This is a genomic window from Psychrobacter sp. JB193, from assembly GCF_002285555.1.
In the GTDB taxonomy this organism is placed as follows: domain Bacteria; phylum Pseudomonadota; class Gammaproteobacteria; order Pseudomonadales; family Moraxellaceae; genus Psychrobacter; species Psychrobacter alimentarius.
On record NZ_NRGY01000001.1, the window covers coordinates 1,533,659 to 1,551,219 of the forward strand.

The 17,561-nt window shown below is 36.4% G+C and carries 14 protein-coding genes; all 14 read right to left on the reverse strand.

The genetic code is table 11. The features are described from left to right. Positions 1–118 precede the first annotated feature (118 nt). Entirely contained in the window at positions 119–1,234 is a 1,116-nt protein-coding gene (locus tag CIK80_RS06660; RefSeq protein WP_218830306.1) for a hypothetical protein, read from the reverse strand. Positions 1,235–1,471: 237 nt separating this feature from the next. Beyond that, a complete protein-coding gene (locus tag CIK80_RS06665; protein ID WP_095569324.1) occupies positions 1,472–2,599 on the reverse strand; it encodes a phytanoyl-CoA dioxygenase family protein in 1,128 nt (375 codons plus the stop codon). 24 nt (positions 2,600–2,623) lie between these two features. Beyond that, positions 2,624–3,616, reverse strand: coding sequence for a GSCFA domain-containing protein (locus CIK80_RS06670; protein ID WP_179288331.1), 993 nt, complete (start codon positions 3,614–3,616; stop codon positions 2,624–2,626). 512 nt (positions 3,617–4,128) lie between these two features. Beyond that, complete coding sequence (locus tag CIK80_RS06675) at positions 4,129–5,283, reverse strand: tetratricopeptide repeat protein (protein ID WP_095569326.1); 1,155 nt, start codon at positions 5,281–5,283, stop codon at positions 4,129–4,131. Then, positions 5,273–6,202 carry a glycosyltransferase gene (locus CIK80_RS06680; RefSeq protein WP_095569327.1) on the reverse strand — a complete coding sequence of 310 codons (930 nt, stop codon included), beginning with the start codon at positions 6,200–6,202 and terminating at the stop codon, positions 5,273–5,275. The genes CIK80_RS06675 and CIK80_RS06680 overlap by 11 nt, the downstream gene beginning before the upstream one ends. 120 nt (positions 6,203–6,322) lie before the next feature. After that, complete coding sequence (locus tag CIK80_RS06685) at positions 6,323–9,271, reverse strand: hypothetical protein (RefSeq protein WP_095569328.1); 2,949 nt, start codon at positions 9,269–9,271, stop codon at positions 6,323–6,325. A 2-nt stretch (positions 9,272–9,273) separates the two neighbouring features. Continuing rightward, complete coding sequence (pseI, locus tag CIK80_RS06690) at positions 9,274–10,338, reverse strand: pseudaminic acid synthase (RefSeq protein ID WP_095569329.1); 1,065 nt, start codon at positions 10,336–10,338, stop codon at positions 9,274–9,276. A 2-nt stretch (positions 10,339–10,340) separates the two neighbouring features. Then, positions 10,341–11,237, reverse strand: a complete 897-nt coding sequence (locus tag CIK80_RS06695) for an NAD(P)-dependent oxidoreductase (RefSeq protein WP_095569330.1) — start codon at positions 11,235–11,237, stop codon at positions 10,341–10,343. Continuing rightward, positions 11,234–12,373 (reverse strand): ATP-grasp domain-containing protein, encoded by a 1,140-nt coding sequence (locus CIK80_RS06700; protein ID WP_095569331.1) that lies wholly within the window; start codon positions 12,371–12,373, stop codon positions 11,234–11,236. The genes CIK80_RS06695 and CIK80_RS06700 overlap by 4 nt, the downstream gene beginning before the upstream one ends. Positions 12,374–12,380: 7 nt before the next feature. Then, entirely contained in the window at positions 12,381–13,067 is a 687-nt protein-coding gene (gene pseF / locus CIK80_RS06705) for a pseudaminic acid cytidylyltransferase (protein WP_095569332.1), read from the reverse strand. Then, positions 13,064–14,230, reverse strand: a complete 1,167-nt coding sequence (gene pseC, locus CIK80_RS06710; RefSeq protein WP_095569333.1) for a UDP-4-amino-4,6-dideoxy-N-acetyl-beta-L-altrosamine transaminase — start codon at positions 14,228–14,230, stop codon at positions 13,064–13,066. Before pseC ends, pseF begins: the two co-directional genes overlap by 4 nt. After that, positions 14,230–15,228: a UDP-N-acetylglucosamine 4,6-dehydratase (inverting) gene (gene pseB / locus CIK80_RS06715; RefSeq protein WP_095569334.1), complete on the reverse strand. Its 999-nt coding sequence runs from the start codon at positions 15,226–15,228 to the stop codon at positions 14,230–14,232. The genes pseC and pseB overlap by 1 nt, the downstream gene beginning before the upstream one ends. A gap of 116 nt (positions 15,229–15,344) precedes the next feature. After that, entirely contained in the window at positions 15,345–16,220 is an 876-nt protein-coding gene (sucD, locus tag CIK80_RS06720) for a succinate--CoA ligase subunit alpha (RefSeq protein ID WP_062843561.1), read from the reverse strand. A 165-nt stretch (positions 16,221–16,385) separates the two neighbouring features. Then, on the reverse strand, positions 16,386–17,552 hold the full coding sequence (gene sucC / locus CIK80_RS06725; RefSeq protein ID WP_095569335.1) for an ADP-forming succinate--CoA ligase subunit beta: 1,167 nt from the start codon (positions 17,550–17,552) through the stop codon (positions 16,386–16,388). Positions 17,553–17,561: the final 9 nt, after the last annotated feature.

Below are 17,561 nucleotides of genomic sequence, written 5' to 3' on the forward strand. Positions count from 1 at the left end.
TGAGAAATCTTTTGTATTTTCTATCGTTAGAAAAACTTAGAAAAACAAGTAGTAAATATTTAACTAGACTTTAAAATAACTAATCAAAAGCATTGAGGTCATTCGAAATTTTGTCATCTTAGTCTTCAAAATGGATACAATTAGACTTTTCAATTAGTAATTTTTGAATAATATCTTCAACTTCAACTTCTGTATTTTTAGTAAAGTCAAAATATCTAGGATAGAGTATGTAAGCAGCAGCGAGAATTTCTTCTATTGTTCGTTTCGCTATCCGCCGAGAGTTTGGTTGGCGATCATCCGTAACTCCCCAGCCAGAATAGAAAGGACAACCAATAGTTGTCACTGTTATATTTCTTAGTAGGGCTTCAAAACCTGCTTGGGAGGTGATTGTATATACATGATCAATTGTTTCTAATGATTGAGCGAGTGGAATATCCTCTGTCAATACCTTACAAATATCAGCTACTTCCTTTGGATCTGAAAGCATTTTACGCTTTTGAAGTAGCACATCTGGATGTGGCTTATAAATAACTTGGGAAGTAGGATTTTCAGCTACTGCTAAGCGTACTAAGTCATTATTGGTAATATGAATAGAGCAACCATATTTGATTGATGCATCATCCTCAACTTGTCCAAGCACCAACACTCTTTTCTTGGTTTTTTCTCCATAAACGCTATGAAGATTAACATCAGAATTATGGTTATATTTGCTTATCCCAGTACTAAGTAAAGCATCCTTTAGCCGCCTAGCACGTTTCATTAATTCTAAATCTGACTTAAAGTCGTAAGTATTAATAATATCTTCTAAATCGGATGCTTGTCGTGCATTGAAATAAGCAGTTTTACAATCAAAATTTAGTGACATGGGTGGTGTATGCTCAGAACCCAAACCGACTGAACGTATAAAACCATCTTCGACATAAGTAATTTTCGCGCCACTATCTTGAATTATTTTGGGAAGATCCATACCCCAAATAAGAATTTCGATATTATTATTGAGTATATGAGGTATGTATTTTTTCCTAAGTAAAGATTCATTCAGATTTATAGGGATATATACAATCTTTTTATTTGAATAGAACCTCTCCAAATAAGGTCTTTTCCACTCCTTAATATTGAATGCAAAAACAGTATCTTTCGGATCTACTCTAAGATGTTTACGATTGTTGATAAAATCGAGAAAAAACTGCTTTGGATCACGTATTAATTTTCGGGTCAATCGATACAGTAACATTGAAAACCTACTAAATATTAATTATTCATAATGCACTGAAAGGCAGAAGGTATTAAGTCTATAATAATACTGTATCTAAAAATAATGAAGACTATAACTTTGTCTAATATATTATATATATTACTTTCTTTAGCATTAAAAATCACACGAAGCAAACATCACTATAGGTCAATTTTAGTTCCTCCAAAGCTTTAAGCCAGCAAGTGCTGGCTTAATAATTACTTGTAGATACATGAATTATATATAGTTCTGCATAAAGCGAACACCAGAATGCTGAGCGTACTTCCGAACCAGTTCGGCTGCTTGATTAACTATTTTATTCTCACTCTTAGCAGCAAGAGAAATTTTTCGCTCTGTTTCAGGCCATGGTCGACCGAATAGCGAATTAGTATATTGAACCTGTGCCATTAACCGATGTTTACTAATGGGGTTAGCACCCTTATGTAATGCACTAGTATCTACAAGAAAAACTGTTCCTGCTGGCCCAACTATATTGACTTCGTTATTCATAAGTCCTGAATCAATCACTGCACTGTCCGCATGACGACCATCTGCCCACATTTCCGAAGGCCTGTTACGATGAGTACCTGGTATTAATGTATGTGGTCCAGCGTCCATATCTACATCAGTCAGATATATGAAAAGCTTCACAAACTGCAAACGATGCATATCGTGATGATAAAGCTGTGCAGTATCTGAAAGCTCTCTTTGTGATTTAACTTTGCGGGCTGAATTCAGGAAAGCAACGGGAGTATTGAAAATTGGTGGTACACCCATATACTCCTGAACCATGGCAAGCAAAATTGGATCACTCGAAATTTCGTACATTTCCTCAAATGTAGTTAGTGGACCATGTTTTCCTTTAATCTGTAGAGGAGCATCATCTGTTCCAGTAATCGCCTTTTCAACGTCACTGCCACAATCAGTCTCCATACTGCTCAGAATTTTGTTTTTTAAACGCTCAACTATTTCCGCAGGTACCTGAAGTTTTGTTTTATAAAAACCGTGATGCTTAAGATGATAAAGACCGGTTTTCACAGTATTTATGGCATCAATATCATCACCAAAAATAGTTTGAGAGTAGTCATACTGTGTCTTACCAACATGATCTGAAAGCACATTACTAAACACACGGTTGCTACGTCCCTGTGTTTCACTAAAGGCCTCTCTGAAAAGCTTATAAGTTGTTTCGTCATTAATGCCTGTTTTGGCATAACGCTCATAGCCTTCAAGCACTTTGCGTACTGTCCAAGATGGGCTAAGATAGTTCTCAAGATTCATTGCTAAATCTTGTGCTGCGCTTGCCTCGAGTCGGACGCTATAATCTCTTGCCTCGATCAAAAGCTTATCAATCGGCTGATACATAAGGAATCCTTTTACTTGAATCAATCAATTTAGATCTGCATGCGTTTCAACAAACGCTTCGACAATTCGATTGACAACCCAATCTGAAACGTGACGCCCATCATCTTCACGAAAACTTTCAGGGGAGTTATGCATGACAATCTCGTACGATGGAAAGTATGAAACCTGTTCATACTCCCTAACGATTTGCCCGATTGCTGCTCGCAAAATCCCTTTACCTTCAGAGTTTGCAACTAAGATATCGTTATCAGAAAAAGTACGTGCTAAACTAACTGGAGATAATGTAAAAACGATCTGCGCATTTGGTCGAACCGTTTTTATTATTTCAGTAATTTTTTTCAAGTTTTCGTAGTTTTCAGAAAAAGTTGACATGTGAAACTCTGTCTCGAACTCTCCAGCCCCTCCCGAATACCCTGGTTTTTGACAAGCGATTTTCCCACTAGACAAGTTTCGAAACACTTCAGCCATACCAAAAGTTATAATAAATAAATCTGCTTCGCTGATTCCTTTATCAACTGCAGTGTTGCAATGAAACACTGCTTCTCGAAGATCTTCGGGAGTACGTCCGATTACCATACGACGGTAAGGATCCTGATATATTGTATTGCCACCCCAATACGGGTCTTTATTAATAGTCCAATAGTCGTCTTCCGATTGCTTCCACTCTCCAATATATCGCTCAAATTCTTGGCGCACAGTGAAACTATTAAAATAATCCATGTGAGGTCTATTTGGAAGACGATCAATTTTGAAACGCTCAGTATCCATTACAATTTCTTGCATAGGCGGGCCAACTTCAAAGCCTTGCCCATTCAATGCTGTACGTATTCGCTCTGCAAAGCAGCTACCAACAGCAAAAATTTTATCAGTTTTTTTGAAAAGTGGTTTCTTAGTAGTTGTTAGCAGATTATTTTTAAAATGGGTGCTCCATCGTGGATTTGGCTTATCTCTAGCTTGAATTTTATCCAGTCTAGCTAATGGGTTTTCAGAAACACTAATCTCTGGTATTTCGCTCATCTCAATTCTTCTCCATTTGCCGTAAATGTTAGGTTTGAAAGCCATATTAGTTATGTTAGTTATGTTAGTTATGTTAGTTATGTTAGTTATGTTAGTTATGTTAGTTATGTTAGTTATGTTAGTTATGTTAGTTATGTTAGTTATGTTAGTTATGTTAGTTATGTTAGAATAATGCAGAATAAGCTTAACAAAGTCAAGTTGATGTATTTTTAATCAGTATAAATTATTATATCTACTCTTAGGCTCCCATACGAAAACTTAAAGCATATTACGAAAGCCTGCCATCCTTGTTAGAAATTTACATTTTAGCTTTTTAAAGACTTATTCTTATTTATAAGATTAGATAAATTAATACATTTAATTATTACAACTTATGCTAGTGTCCTAATATAATTTATAGTTGCGAAATTCGATACTATTAACTCGTTCCAAGTAGTAACAATTGAGATTTAAGATAGATTACTATTCATTACTAAAGCATGCCTATTTATAAATAAAAAAATTTAATATTATTATATTTTATTAAGCAATTTTAGATACCTATTTTCGAATTTTTCATTCTTACTGTTTAGTGAAAATGCTAGTTTAAATGACTCTAAAGCCGCTGACTCATTCCCCTCTTCTACCTGCATATTACCTCTAGCATAATAAGCCTTGGCATAATTTGGGAACTTTTGAATTAAAATGTCCAAAAGGTGTAAGCTCGTCTTCTTATCACCTAACATTCTGAGAGTATGTGAGTATTTAAATAAGTAATCAGCATTATTAGGCGCTATCATGATTGCTCTTGCCAAATAATCCATTGCCAGCTGATACTCTTCTTTTTGTAGATAACTGTCTCCAATCATATACAACGCACTTTCAAAAGCTGGAAACTTAACTAGTACTTTCTCAGCACAAGCAATGCACTTATCAAGATTGTCAGATTCAAAATTATGATATGATTCAGTGAGGTCAGAAAACAATTCATCATCATATATGTTGAAGTTTCCTAAATTTGAGAACAAATCTTTTTCAATAAGACCATCAGAAACAAAACTCGTTAACAACGTATATAATTTACTAGAACGCGAAATCACTGACGGTACATAATGATCGACACCTAAAAGCGAATGAATTTTAACGTTTTCGAATTTTCTGATATAACTTGCATTGATTAAATCTTTAGGAGTAGACTCCCCAATTATCATATATATTGTTTTATTAAAGTGAGCTATCTTTTCTAGTAAAAAGTCTTTTTTTACTATATCTTTTTCTAAGTGCTTTATACTTCTAGAATGCTGCTCTCCTAGTATAGTCTCAGCTGGAAATGACAAGATATTTGCGTTTAACTCTATTCCATAATGGATAGCCGCATGCCCACCCATACTGGTTCCAACAGAATATACGTCCTTAATACCTAAATAATCTATCCATTTTCTGAGGCAGAATATTGTCTGATCCAAGCTTGTGCCTAAGCTTGGAATACCATTGAGATACCATTGATTAGAAGGATCATTAACAAAAATTATATTCTCATCAATTTCTCTGCCAAGCTGCCAAAAATTAAATTGATTCTCTTTCATGTTAATTGCAGAAAAGAGAATCACCAACTTAGATGAACCTGATCTAATGAATATAGAATGGTTATCACCTTTCAGAGGTGATGGAAGCTCGCTATCGCTCATGGTCTAATAACTTATCAAGTATTCTTTGATAGCCATGCTCATCAATAATCGCTTTGAGACGTTGGCTATATGATTCTACCAAGCTATGTTCACTTAGGAACTCTACTAGACTATCTTTGAGATTGCTTTCATCAAGTGTGTCAAATGTTGAGATGTACTTCATCCCGCCCAGTTCGTCCCAACCCACACATTGGTTGATTTGATTATCAGCAATAGGGATTAGTAGCGCTGGAATGCCAAGATATGCTGCTTCAAATATAGTAGTACCACCGCCCATAATGGCGAAACGACAGGTTGACATTATTTCTGCCATACTATCAGGATTGACAATAAGCTCTATATTTTGATGGCCGTTTAAGCTGATCCAATCAGATATCTCTTTGATATTTTCGTTTTTATCACTAACTATTATGGTTAGCTTCCAGTGCTTCTCTGTAATAGATTGATAGCATTTCTTCAAAATATAAAGAATCGCACCTCTATCGCTACCACCCCCAAAAGTCATCAAGATTTTCTTTTCTTTGTGATTTTCCTTGAGTGTAGGACTAAAAAATATGGGTCGTAAAATACAATATTTAGGACCCAATAAAAACTCTACATCATCATATAAAACATCTTTGCTATAAAACTCAGATTTCTCATATGGGCTACCATTCACTACTAAATTAGCAGCAAAATTTTGCTTTTTACTGGCATCATATTGTTGAACAATTCTTATGCCATTTGCACGTAACTTTTTTTGATGCTCTCCATCAGACCTATAATCATCAATAATAATGTGTTTAGAGTCATACCTTTCTAGCACACTAAGATGAAAATCAGCTTCGCCTTGTGAGCTAGACCAATTTTCTCGAGGAATCCACTCAATAAAAATATCTTCATCAGTTTCATTTTTTAGGCTATTTGGTGGTCCCACCATTACGACACCATACCCTCTTGTACTTAACGATTCAGCAAGTACTCTGCACCTGACCAAATGGCCAAATCCAACCGTAGCACTTGCTGAACATCTTATAACGACTATATCCAATTTCTAATCCTATTCAATAATTTCCAAAGCCAATTTTCTTACGTTTTGATCGCCTTTGGTTAAATAACGATTTACATCTTTATTAAACCAGTATGGAGGATAAAGAACTTTATTTGTGACAGGTCTTGAGTGATATCTATAGTCTGTCGTGAACAGACTACTTCCCATATAAAAAAGCCATAAGGCTGACTTATATTTTAATTGACTATCGACCACAAGGTCGACCTCACCTTTCAGCATTTTTTCGAAATGCAATCTATTGTTTGGCGAAGGATGCCCTACTGGATAATCAACTGTACCAAAATGCCCACACAGAATAGTGGGAATATCCATCACACCTAATTCAATACTTGAAGTACCATTATAGACAATGGCAAAGTCGATCAAGTCTTTCAAATCATCCATTTTGAACCAGTTATGATCCAAAAATATAGTGTTTTGGTTTTCTTTTTCAATAATGTCTCTAAATACCGCATTTCCAAATGTTGAAATTTGCTGATTAAGCTCATGTGGATGAGGTTTAATGAGTAGTAGAGTATCTGTGCCATCGACTGTTTGAATAGAATGATTAATCCAATCCTTCATACTTGAATGTGCAGCGCCTCCATCAAAAGGAACTCCTGAATCATAAACAACCTTACCGAACGCACAAACGACTTTCTTACCAGACGCTCTCCAATTCTTAATATATTGAATCGCTGCTCTCTTCTCAACAGAATCATCATCGTAAGAAATTGATCTTTTTACATTTGTAACGTTACTCACTGTTTGTAAAATTTCTTTTGCACGATACTTATTTTCTTGATAAAAAACTTCAAAGTCTTCTGGTAATGGAAAGCTAGCCGATCTTGTATGAGGATACTTCGTCATATTTCTGACAACACATTTGGACGATATATTGGTAGAAAAATTAGAAAAATAATTTTGATAGCCGTTTGCAGAGTGTATGCAAAAGAAATCATTAGGATTGCCATATTGCTCACAATAAAAACGATAGAGCGCATCTGGCAATCTTGCGTTAAACTGTACAATAAATCCAATTCTTAAGCCGATGTCATCCTTTGATTTAAAGATATTATCTAAAACAGTGGCTGCCGATTCTGTTGTCGTGTAAATGTTCTCTAAATACTTATTTAATGATGGGCAGGTATAATCTACGTCATAAATACGCTTATTGATGGCTGACTCTTCCCATACAACATGAGATAAATCAATACCCTTCCACTGCATTTGACCTTGATTTAAATTAAGGTCAAACTTTACATCAAGTGTAAGCTTAGAACCCCTTTTTATCTCTCTATTCATTGTTATCACATCAATAAATTCATTGATGTATTTATTATTGGTTTTTTCTGTAGGCAAAAGACCTTCTGAAAGCGGTATGACTGCCCAGCCAAGTCTTTTGAGTTCCATTAGAAGAACAATAGGTGTTTTTCTCAACTGCTCTATAGATCTCGGAGTGATAAAAATCACTCCCTGTGGATCTTTAGGTTGAGGAACACTTTGATACAATATTGCGGTGTCTTTCAGAAACTTAAGCTCACCTACTCTTTTAACTAATGACCAACTGGTATATGGACATAAATTATGGCTTCGAGACAAGAGAGAAACATGTATACCCCGGGTAATTTCCTCTGCTTCTTCAAACTTCTTAAGCCTATTAAGTATTTTTACATAGGAGAGAGCATTTTTAGTTTCTTTTACCTTTCTTGGTTGTTCAGAAAAAAAGTTATAAGCTAATTGATACTCTTCTGCTAATATAGCCCATTCTAGAAAATGCTGAATGTCTGAAGCGTGCTGAGGGTCTTTATCAGCTAGGCTCAAGATTCTTTTAGATATATCGTAATTTTCTTTTCCGTCTTCCATAAGTGTAAAGGCAGCAGTCCAGACTGTTGATTGCCCTTGCTTTGACGTTGCTATTTCAATAATAGCGTCTTTAGCCGGTCTATAGATATCATACTGCCCTAACGACCTTCCTACATTCATTATTGTTCTTAGCGTTTTTACATCTTTCAATGTTCTAGCAAGCAAAGACTGACGCACAAAATTATTAATTTCGCTTCTTAAAGAAACATATAGCGAAATTGCGAGGTCATAGTGTTCATGATAGCTAGGAAGACGTCTGATACCTTCTCTTCTAATAGCATAAATAACTTTTAGTTTTTTATCTAAAGTTTGAGACTTATCAAACGCTGATTGACATATATTTAAGTAGTCATGCTGAAGCTTACCTTGTAAATATGGCTCAGCATAAAATAGAATAAGATCAGAAGTTAACTCAGGATCTTCCAAATCTTGATTTGTTAATAAAAAGTCTAAGTCATCGTAATTTTTACTTTTTAAATTATCACCGTCTGCCCACTTCATGTTTTCTCTTGCTATGAGGTCAAGTACTCTCCAAATCTTTAGCAGGGCGACTAACTGTTTGTCTCTAACTTTAATACTTAATACTTTGTTTAGCTTCAATTTTACGACTTGTTTTGAAATAAGATCAGATGCTTCTTCAAACCTTTCTTGCTTAGCTAAAGAGACAACTGTTAAATATATTAACAAAATACTATCTGGGTTCTCATTTAGAAGCTCAGCAGAAACAATACCTAAATTATGTAGACCTTTCTCTGAAGTTAATAGCTCTTCAAGATGCACACCATATTTTCTGCGAGAAGTGACTCTTAATTGTTCATTGTCTACCAATTCTTGCAACGTTTCTTTTATATCACTACCATGATGTTCATTTACTTTGACAATTAATATATCTCTGGCTTTTAGAAACTGTGATTCTTTAGCTTTCAAAAAGCCTTTTGCTTTAGAAAACTCTTTAGAATCAAGGATTTCTTTTACTTTTCTGAACTCCTTCTTTTCTAAAAAATCCTTATTTTCTAAGAGTTCTTTGGCTTTAGAAAACTCTTTAGATGCTAAAAGATTTTTTTTTGCTTTATTAAGCCAGTAGTGAGTCATAATTAATTCTCTAATTGATTCCAATCTAACGGTGTACCTGTATCCAAGTCTAATGCAGCCCGTTTCCCAATCACTTCATCAAAGTACTTTGGTGATAAACCATGCCCAGGTCTTATTCTTCTAATATTTTCAGTGGTAATCAACTCACCAGCTTTGATGTCATTAACAACATAAATAGATCTCCTATTTTTTCTAGCCAAACTATCAGCTTCACTCACTCCATAGGATACCTGTCCCATAGCTTCAGCAGCCGTCTTACATTCATTAACAAGCTGTTTGAATTGACTTGGCGTTAAAGAGAATGCAGCGTCAATGCTATCTTCATCATCTTCTAACTTAAAATGCTTTTCTATAACAGTTGCACCTAATGTTGTAGCAGCTATCGCAGAGCCTATACCTAAGGTATGGTCAGACAAGCCTACTTGGCAACCAAACAATTCTTTCATGTGAGGGATAGTTCTTAGGTTCGCTTCTGATGCTGGCGCTGGATAGCTACTAGTGCATTGCAAAAGCGTTAGCTGAGTACAGCCGTTTTTCAAAGCCGTATTAACAGCTAGATCAATTTCAGCAATAGATGCCATACCAGTAGATATAATCATTGGCTTTTTAGTCTGCGCCACATACTTAATCAAAGGTATATCTACACACTCAAACGAAGCAATTTTATATGCTGGAACACTCAATGACTCTAATAAATCCACAGCTGCTTCATCGAACGGTGTACTAAAACATAAAACATTTTTTTCACGGGCTCTATCAAAAATAGCTTTATGCCATTCGTACTTTGTCTGAGCCTCTTCATATAAATCGTATAGTCTTCTACCATACCACAAGGACTTTTTATTAGTCACTTTGAAATGCTCATGATCCAAGTTTAAAGTCATTGATTCGGGTGTAAATGTTTGTAGTTTTAAAGCGTCCACACCGGTTTGTGAAGCATGGTCAACAATCTTTAATGCCTGTTCAAGCGATGCACCATGGTTGCCTGACATCTCTGCAATAATAAAAGGAGTAGGATCATTTTCTTTTGATCCTCCTTCATATAAAACTTCTTTTAATGTTTTCACTATTAATCTTTCCTTATTTCATAAGCTTCTTTCATGTCAATCAAAGATTTTTCTAAATCAAATCTAGGTGACCAGTTTAGATGCTCTTTAATTTTTTGTATCGATAAAAAGTTGCTTTGATTATATTTTTTGACACCTGATGTAACTTCAATATTTTTTTCATTATTAAAAATTAGATTTACTGTTTCTGCCATTTCTAAAATCGAATAAGCCTTTCCACCGCCTATATTGAAAGTACCTTCAGTCTCTTTATTAACTACCAAAAGTATGGCATCAATGACATCTTTGATGTAGATCTCATCTAAGTAAAACTCATTATCTTGAGCGATAATTTTTTGTTTTTCATTAGCTTGCTTTATAAATTTCATTAAAACAGGTGTGTCTTTTTCTCCAATACCATAACACTGAGAGAATCTTAATACTGTGCTTTTTATACTGTTTTTCATACAATAGTAATTAACTAACTGTTCTCCAATTAGCTTTGAGAGCCCATAGATAGTACTTGGATTGGTAATCGTATCTTCTAAATATGGCATGTTATCAGCTTCTGAATAAACACCAATACTAGAAGCTAAAACGACTTGTCTAATGTTAGCTTCGCAAGCAGCTATAAGCAAATTTTCAGTTAGTTTGATGTTTGGCTCAATAAAACTAAGTAGTTTTGGGTTAGTCTCATCTTTCGTCAATCTTTGACCAGCCAAATGAACTAAAACATCATCTTCACGCAGGATATCTCTCAAACTATCAAGCTCATAAGTTGTTTGTACAAAACTTACATTCTTATGATTGCTTTGGTTTTCAGAATTTCTAGTTAAACAGACAATTTCAGAGTGCTGCTTGGCGGACTCGACTAGATGCTTGCCTATAAATCCGGTAGCACCTGTAACTATTAGCCTCATTCATTTACCCATTTATTTTTTGAAAATTCAGCAACATAGTAACCTACGACTTCTTTCTTTCCATTGATTATGTTAATGGAATCTCCGTTAGAGTATCTATATTCATGATATAAAGCATCCGCTGGAATAGGAAATCTTTTCTCTTGGAATGTTTGGCTTGGTTCTGAGTGTTGAAAGATTAATTCATAATATTTACTATCTTTTAGCACTACAGGTTGAGTGTTCTTATGATCATTCAATAGAACCTCAATTGTTTCGGTTAAAAAGTTTCTATCTGTAGCATCCTTGATGAGCCTCCACACATGACATCCATCCAATCTTGGAGCAATCTCAATAATCTTGACACCTTTTGTGGTGGCTTTCATTTGAAAGTATAAAGGTCCATTCTTAATGTCTAATACTTTAACCACGTTATGAACTAACTCAACAGCCTCTTGTCGAGCATTTTCATCAATATTAACGCAAGGTATCACATGCCCCTTTGGTATGCCAAAATACTCATCGTTGTAAGTTAGACGTTCTGAGAGTGTATCGAATATAATCTGGCCATTTGAAACTAATACATTGCAAGAGATTTCCACACCATCTAAAAAATCTTCAATGATTGCAGTATTATTCGACGAGAACTGTTTAGCATTCAGAATTGACTCTCGCAATTCTGTAATATTATTTACCTTTTGTACGCCTCTTTGCCCCTGCGCATTTGATGGCTTCACGATACATGGGAATGTATCCCACTCAAAACTATCACTAATGTTATCAATTTCTATGTAATTTACATAGCTCAGCTTAGCATCATTTAAAAATCTTCTCAGTTCTTGCTTATTATCAAGCAAGCGAATTAAATCTTCTGAATAAAAAGTAGGTAAATTAAGTTTACTAGAAACTTGTACAACTGATTTAATAGCTGTATCTGAGGATACTGAATAGACTAAATCTACATTGTTTTCTATTGCGATTTTCGATACAGCATCAATGTCCCGAATGTCAACTTCAAAGAATTGATCTGTATATTTAACACCAACCTCATCAGATCTGTTTGAACAACCGATGACAAACCATCCTAGATCTTTCATAGCTTTGATTAGATCAAGCTGACCCGAATTTGTACCCAAAATCAATATTATGTTATTCATATCTGTCCTATTTATTAATTATTTGATACATATATTCGGCTCTTTCCCAATCTTCTAAAGTATCAATATCTTGAACAAAGTGTCTTGGTATAATTACTCCAGCGCTATCAGAGTCAAACATATTTTTTGTTGATTCAACTTTTATTTTTTTCCAGTAAAATTGACCAGCATCTTGATACGCCTCTTCTAGATCTTGACTACGACTATTAAAATTTTCTGGCCAAAACATTTCACAATGACCATTTTCATCTAATTTAAAGGTTCTTTGTATAGGAAATGGCATTGTGGAACAGCTAAATACATTGACGACATTTGGGTCTTGTAGTTTATTGTGAGCCTCTATAAGGTATTTTTCTTGGATAAGAGGTGCTGTAGCATAGATGGTACAGAGATAGTCATAATCACAGCCATTTTCTTTTAAATACGATAAAAAATGAGTAATGACATCTTTCGTTGTTGCGAAGTCATTACTAATTTCTTTAGGCCTCAAAAAGGGAACATCAGCACCATACTCTCTTGCAACAGCAGCTATTTCTTCATCATCTGTAGAGACAACTACTTTATCAAAGCAGCCGCTTTTTAAAGCAGCTTCTATAGAATAAGCAATAATTGGCTTTCCACAAAAATCTTTGATATTTTTGCGGGGAATACGCTTACTTCCACCACGAGCAGGAATTAATGCAACACTTTTCATAACAGAATATTCCTTAATATCTGGACAACATACGCTTGTTCTTTTTCTGATAATTCAGGATACATTGGTAAACTAATCGCCTGAGAGTAATAAGCTTCTGATTCAGGGAAGTCTCCTTCCTTAAAACCTAATTTACTTTTATAATAAGGTTGCATATGGACAGGAATATAGTGAACATTCACCCCTATGTTAGCTGCACGCAACAATTCAAATACTTCTTTATGAGTCACGTCAAGTTTTTTAGTATCCAATCTTATGACATACAGATGTAAACCTGAATGACCCTGAGAATCTTGATATGGCGTCATTAAAGGCAAATCTTTTAAAAGCTCATTATAGCGTTTGGCTACTTCATGGCGCTTTTTAGTAATGTCATTTAAACGTTTCATCTGTGAAACACCGAGCGCAGCCTGCATTTCTGTCATACGGTAGTTAAAACCTAAATCTATTTGCTGATAGTACCAAGGACCATCAGGTTCATGTGTCATTAGGTCAGTGTCACGAGTAATGCCATGGCTACGAAGCAGATCCATCTTTTGCGCCAATTCATCACTATTGGTCGTAGCAACGCCACCTTCAGCAGTAGTGATAATCTTAACTGGATGAAAACTAAATATAGTAATATCTGAATACTGACAATTACCTATCGGTGTATCTTGGTAGCTACCACCTATAGCATGAGAGGCATCCTCAATAATTGAAAAACCATACTCTTCTGATAATGCATGTATGGCCTCCATATCACAAGGCTGACCACATAGATGAACAGGAATAACTACTTTAGGTAATTTATCTTGTTCTTTCGCTTCTTTCAGCTTCTGTGCTAAAGATTCGGCTGATAAATTATAAGTTCTAGGGTCAATATCTACAAAATCAACCGTTGCACCGCAGTATAAGGCACAATTTGCTGAAGCTACAAAAGTAATGGGAGTCGTCCATACAATATCCCCTTTCCCCACTCCCAATGCTAAACATGCTACGTGCAAAGCTGACGTTGCGCTATTCATTGCTAAGGCATGTCGAACCGCACAATGATTTTTAATTGCTTGTTCAAACTCTGGTACTTTAGGACCTTGAGTCAAATAATCAGACTTAAGGACATTGACGACTGCGTCAATGTCCTTCTCTGTTATATTTTGGCGACCATATGGGATAAATTCCATTATATTTTACCGATGTTATTTTTGTTCTCTTCTATCCAAGACTCTAGCTCCGTTCTTGGCATCCATTCTGTATTATTATCACTCGAATATACAAAACCTTCTGCAACTTTTTTACCATCTTTTACACGTTCAGGTGAATTTCCCCAATTATTAATGGTAGGTAGAATCTTAAAATGTTCAGCGTACTCGTAAGTATAGTAAGAGTCTTCAGCACCGATCATTTGTTCATGCAATTTTTCACCTGGTCTGATACCTATTACTTTTGTTTGGGCTTCTGGCGCAACTGCTTTTGCTACATCCATAATATTCATTGATGGAATTTTCTTAACATAAATCTCTCCACCTTCCATGTCTTCAAAAGCATGCCAAACCAACTCAACACCTTCTTCTAGAGTAATCATAAAACGTGTCATACGATCATCAGTAATAGGCAGCTCACCTTTCTCTTTAATCGACAAGAAGAAAGGAATAACTGATCCTCTAGAACCCATTACATTACCATATCTCACAACTGAGAATTTAGTCACATGCTGGCCACTATACGCATTTCCTGCTACAAATAACTTATCAGAAGTCAGTTTGGTAGCACCATATAGATTAATAGGGCTGCTTGCTTTGTCTGTTGATAATGCAACTACGCCTTTTACACCTTTGTCTATACAGGCATCGATTAAGTTCATAGCACCATGTACGTTTGTTTTCACACATTCAAAAGGATTATATTCTGCTGTAGGAACAATTTTAGTAGCAGCTGCATGTACAACATAATCAACGCCATCCAATGCACGATAAAGTCTTTCTTTGTCTCTGACATCACCAATAAAGAAGCGTACGCGTGGATCATCTTGAAATAGCTTCGCCATTTCCCACTGCTTCATCTCATCTCTTGAAAATATTATTATCTTTTTGGGGTTGTATTTTTCTAGCGTCATAGGGATGAATTTGTGGCCAAAAGAGCCTGTACCGCCTGTCACTAAAATTGTTGAATTACTTAACATTTTCTCTTATCCTCAAATTACTATTGCTAAACCATTAAAAAAACACCCCATTGTAGGGGTGTCTTTGTTTCTTTTCAATCAAGTTTTGGTATTTAAATTGTAGACAACTGCCTATATTACCAACCAGTAACTTCTTTCAACTTTTCACCAAGCTTAGATGGGTCGCGCGTGTATGCAATACCAGCATCTTCAAAGGCTTTGAATTTTTCTTCAGCAGTACCTTGACCACCAGAGATGATAGCGCCAGCATGACCCATACGCTTACCTTCAGGAGCGGTAACACCAGCGATGTAACCAACAACAGGCTTGGTGACATGGTCTTTGATGTAAGCGGCTGCTTCTTCTTCAGCAGTACCACCGATTTCACCGATTAGGATAATCGCTTCAGTTTGTGGATCAGCTTCGAACAATTTCAACGCATCAATCTGGTTCATACCAGGGATAGGATCACCACCGATACCGATACAAGTTGACTGACCGAAACCAAGCTTAGTCGTTTGCGCGACGGCTTCATAAGTCAAGGTACCAGAGCGTGAGATGATACCCACTTTACCTGGCTGATGGATGTGACCTGGCATGATACCAATTTTGCACTGACCTGGCGTGATAACACCTGGGCAGTTAGGACCAACAAGACGTACGTCGCCCGCGGCTTCAAGATAGCGCTTGGCTTTTAGCATATCAAGCGTTGGAACACCTTCAGTGATCACAACAATCAGCTTAACACCTGCATCGATTGCTTCGATGATAGAGTCAAGTACGAATGGTGCTGGTACATAGATAACAGAAGCATCTGCTTGAGTGGCTTCCATCGCCTCACTCATTGTGTTGAATACTGGTAGGCCTAGATGGGTTTGACCACCTTTACCTGGGGTTACACCGCCTACAACTTTCGTACCGTATTCGATGGCTTGCTCAGAATGGAACGTACCATTTTTACCAGTAAAACCTTGTACCAATACTTTGGTATCTTTATCGATTAATACACTCATTATGTTTTCCTTGTATTCGGTTGTCTTGTGATAACCACTTGCTGACTTATCGACTGATCAATATTGATAGTCTGTTTTGTATCAGCAAGCTGCTATCACGCTTTGACTACTATGCTTAAGCCTTTATCACTAAACGCTTATATGTAAAGACCTATGTTTAAAAACTTAGGCTTTAACAGCATCGACAATTTTTTGAGCAGCGTCAGATAGGCCTTGAGCTGAGATAAGCTTTAGACCAGATTCTTCTAGAATCTGTGCGCCTTTCTCAGCGTTGTTACCTTCTAGACGAACAACGACTGGCACTTTTACGTCAACTTCTTTGATAGCAGCGATAATAGCTTCTGCAATCATGTCACAACGTACGATACCGCCAAAGATGTTGATAAGAACGCCTTCAACACTGCTGTCTTCTAGAATGATTTTGAACGCTTCAACAACGCGATCTTTGGTTGCACCGCCGCCAACGTCCAAGAAGTTAGCAGGCTTGCCGCCGTACAATTTGATGATGTCCATCGTCGCCATTGCAAGACCAGCGCCGTTGACCATACAACCGATGTTACCTTCTAGAGCAACGTAGTTTAGATCAAACTCAGCCGCTTTAAGCTCACGCTCGTTTTCTTGCGTTTTGTCTTGTAGCGCTGCGATTTTTGGCAGACGATATAAAGCGTTTGAGTCAATACCGATTTTGCCATCAACACAAACGATTTCGCCGTTTTCACGAACGGCTAATGGGTTGATTTCCATCAAAGCAAAGTCATTTTCAACAAATGCCTTATAAGCGCCAGTCATCAATTTAACGAACTGATTGATTTGCTTGCCTTCTAGGCCTAGTTTGAACGCAACATCACGCGCTTGGAAAGGCAATAGGCCAACTAATGGATCTACATTTACTTTGAAGATTTTTTCTGGCGTTTTGTGAGCCACTTCTTCAATATCCACACCACCTTCAGTAGATGCCATGAAAGTCACGCGACGAGTCGCACGATCAACCACTGCACCAAGATATAGTTCAGTTTGTACTGGATACATATCTTCTGCAACCAATACAAAGTTAACTGGCTGACCATCAGCATCGGTTTGGAACGTTACTAGGTTAGTACCAATTAGTTCTTCAGCAACTTGCTTGGCTTCTTCACGAGTCTTAACCAGTTTTACACCACCCGCTTTACCACGACCACCTGCATGTACCTGTGCTTTGATAACCGCAATGTCAGTTGGTGTCTTATCAAAAGCAGCGGCAGCTTCGTCGCCGTTGTGGGCAATAATACCTTCTTGAATAGGCAGTCCGTAGCTCTTTAATAGCTCTTTTGCTTGATACTCATGTAGATTCATTGATTGTAT

Bases quoted from the DNA above. Each gene is read 5' to 3' on its own strand.
- CIK80_RS06660 (WP_218830306.1), bottom strand. From the start codon at position 1,234: ATGTTACTGTATCGATTGACCCGAAAATTAATACGTGATCCAAAGCAG.
- CIK80_RS06665 (WP_095569324.1), bottom strand. From the start codon at position 2,599: ATGTATCAGCCGATTGATAAGCTTTTGATCGAGGCAAGAGATTATAGC.
- CIK80_RS06670 (WP_179288331.1), bottom strand. From the start codon at position 3,616: ATGAGCGAAATACCAGAGATTAGTGTTTCTGAAAACCCATTAGCTAGA.
- CIK80_RS06675 (WP_095569326.1), bottom strand. From the start codon at position 5,283: ATGAGCGATAGCGAGCTTCCATCACCTCTGAAAGGTGATAACCATTCT.
- CIK80_RS06680 (WP_095569327.1), bottom strand. From the start codon at position 6,202: ATGGTGGGACCACCAAATAGCCTAAAAAATGAAACTGATGAAGATATT.
- CIK80_RS06685 (WP_095569328.1), bottom strand. From the start codon at position 9,271: ATGACTCACTACTGGCTTAATAAAGCAAAAAAAAATCTTTTAGCATCT.
- CIK80_RS06695 (WP_095569330.1), bottom strand. From the start codon at position 11,237: ATGAGGCTAATAGTTACAGGTGCTACCGGATTTATAGGCAAGCATCTA.
- CIK80_RS06700 (WP_095569331.1), bottom strand. From the start codon at position 12,373: ATGAATAACATAATATTGATTTTGGGTACAAATTCGGGTCAGCTTGAT.
- pseF (WP_095569332.1), bottom strand. From the start codon at position 13,067: ATGAAAAGTGTTGCATTAATTCCTGCTCGTGGTGGAAGTAAGCGTATT.
- pseC (WP_095569333.1), bottom strand. From the start codon at position 14,230: ATGGAATTTATCCCATATGGTCGCCAAAATATAACAGAGAAGGACATT.
- pseB (WP_095569334.1), bottom strand. From the start codon at position 15,228: ATGTTAAGTAATTCAACAATTTTAGTGACAGGCGGTACAGGCTCTTTT.
- sucD (WP_062843561.1), bottom strand. From the start codon at position 16,220: ATGAGTGTATTAATCGATAAAGATACCAAAGTATTGGTACAAGGTTTT.
- sucC (WP_095569335.1), bottom strand. From the start codon at position 17,552: ATGAATCTACATGAGTATCAAGCAAAAGAGCTATTAAAGAGCTACGGA.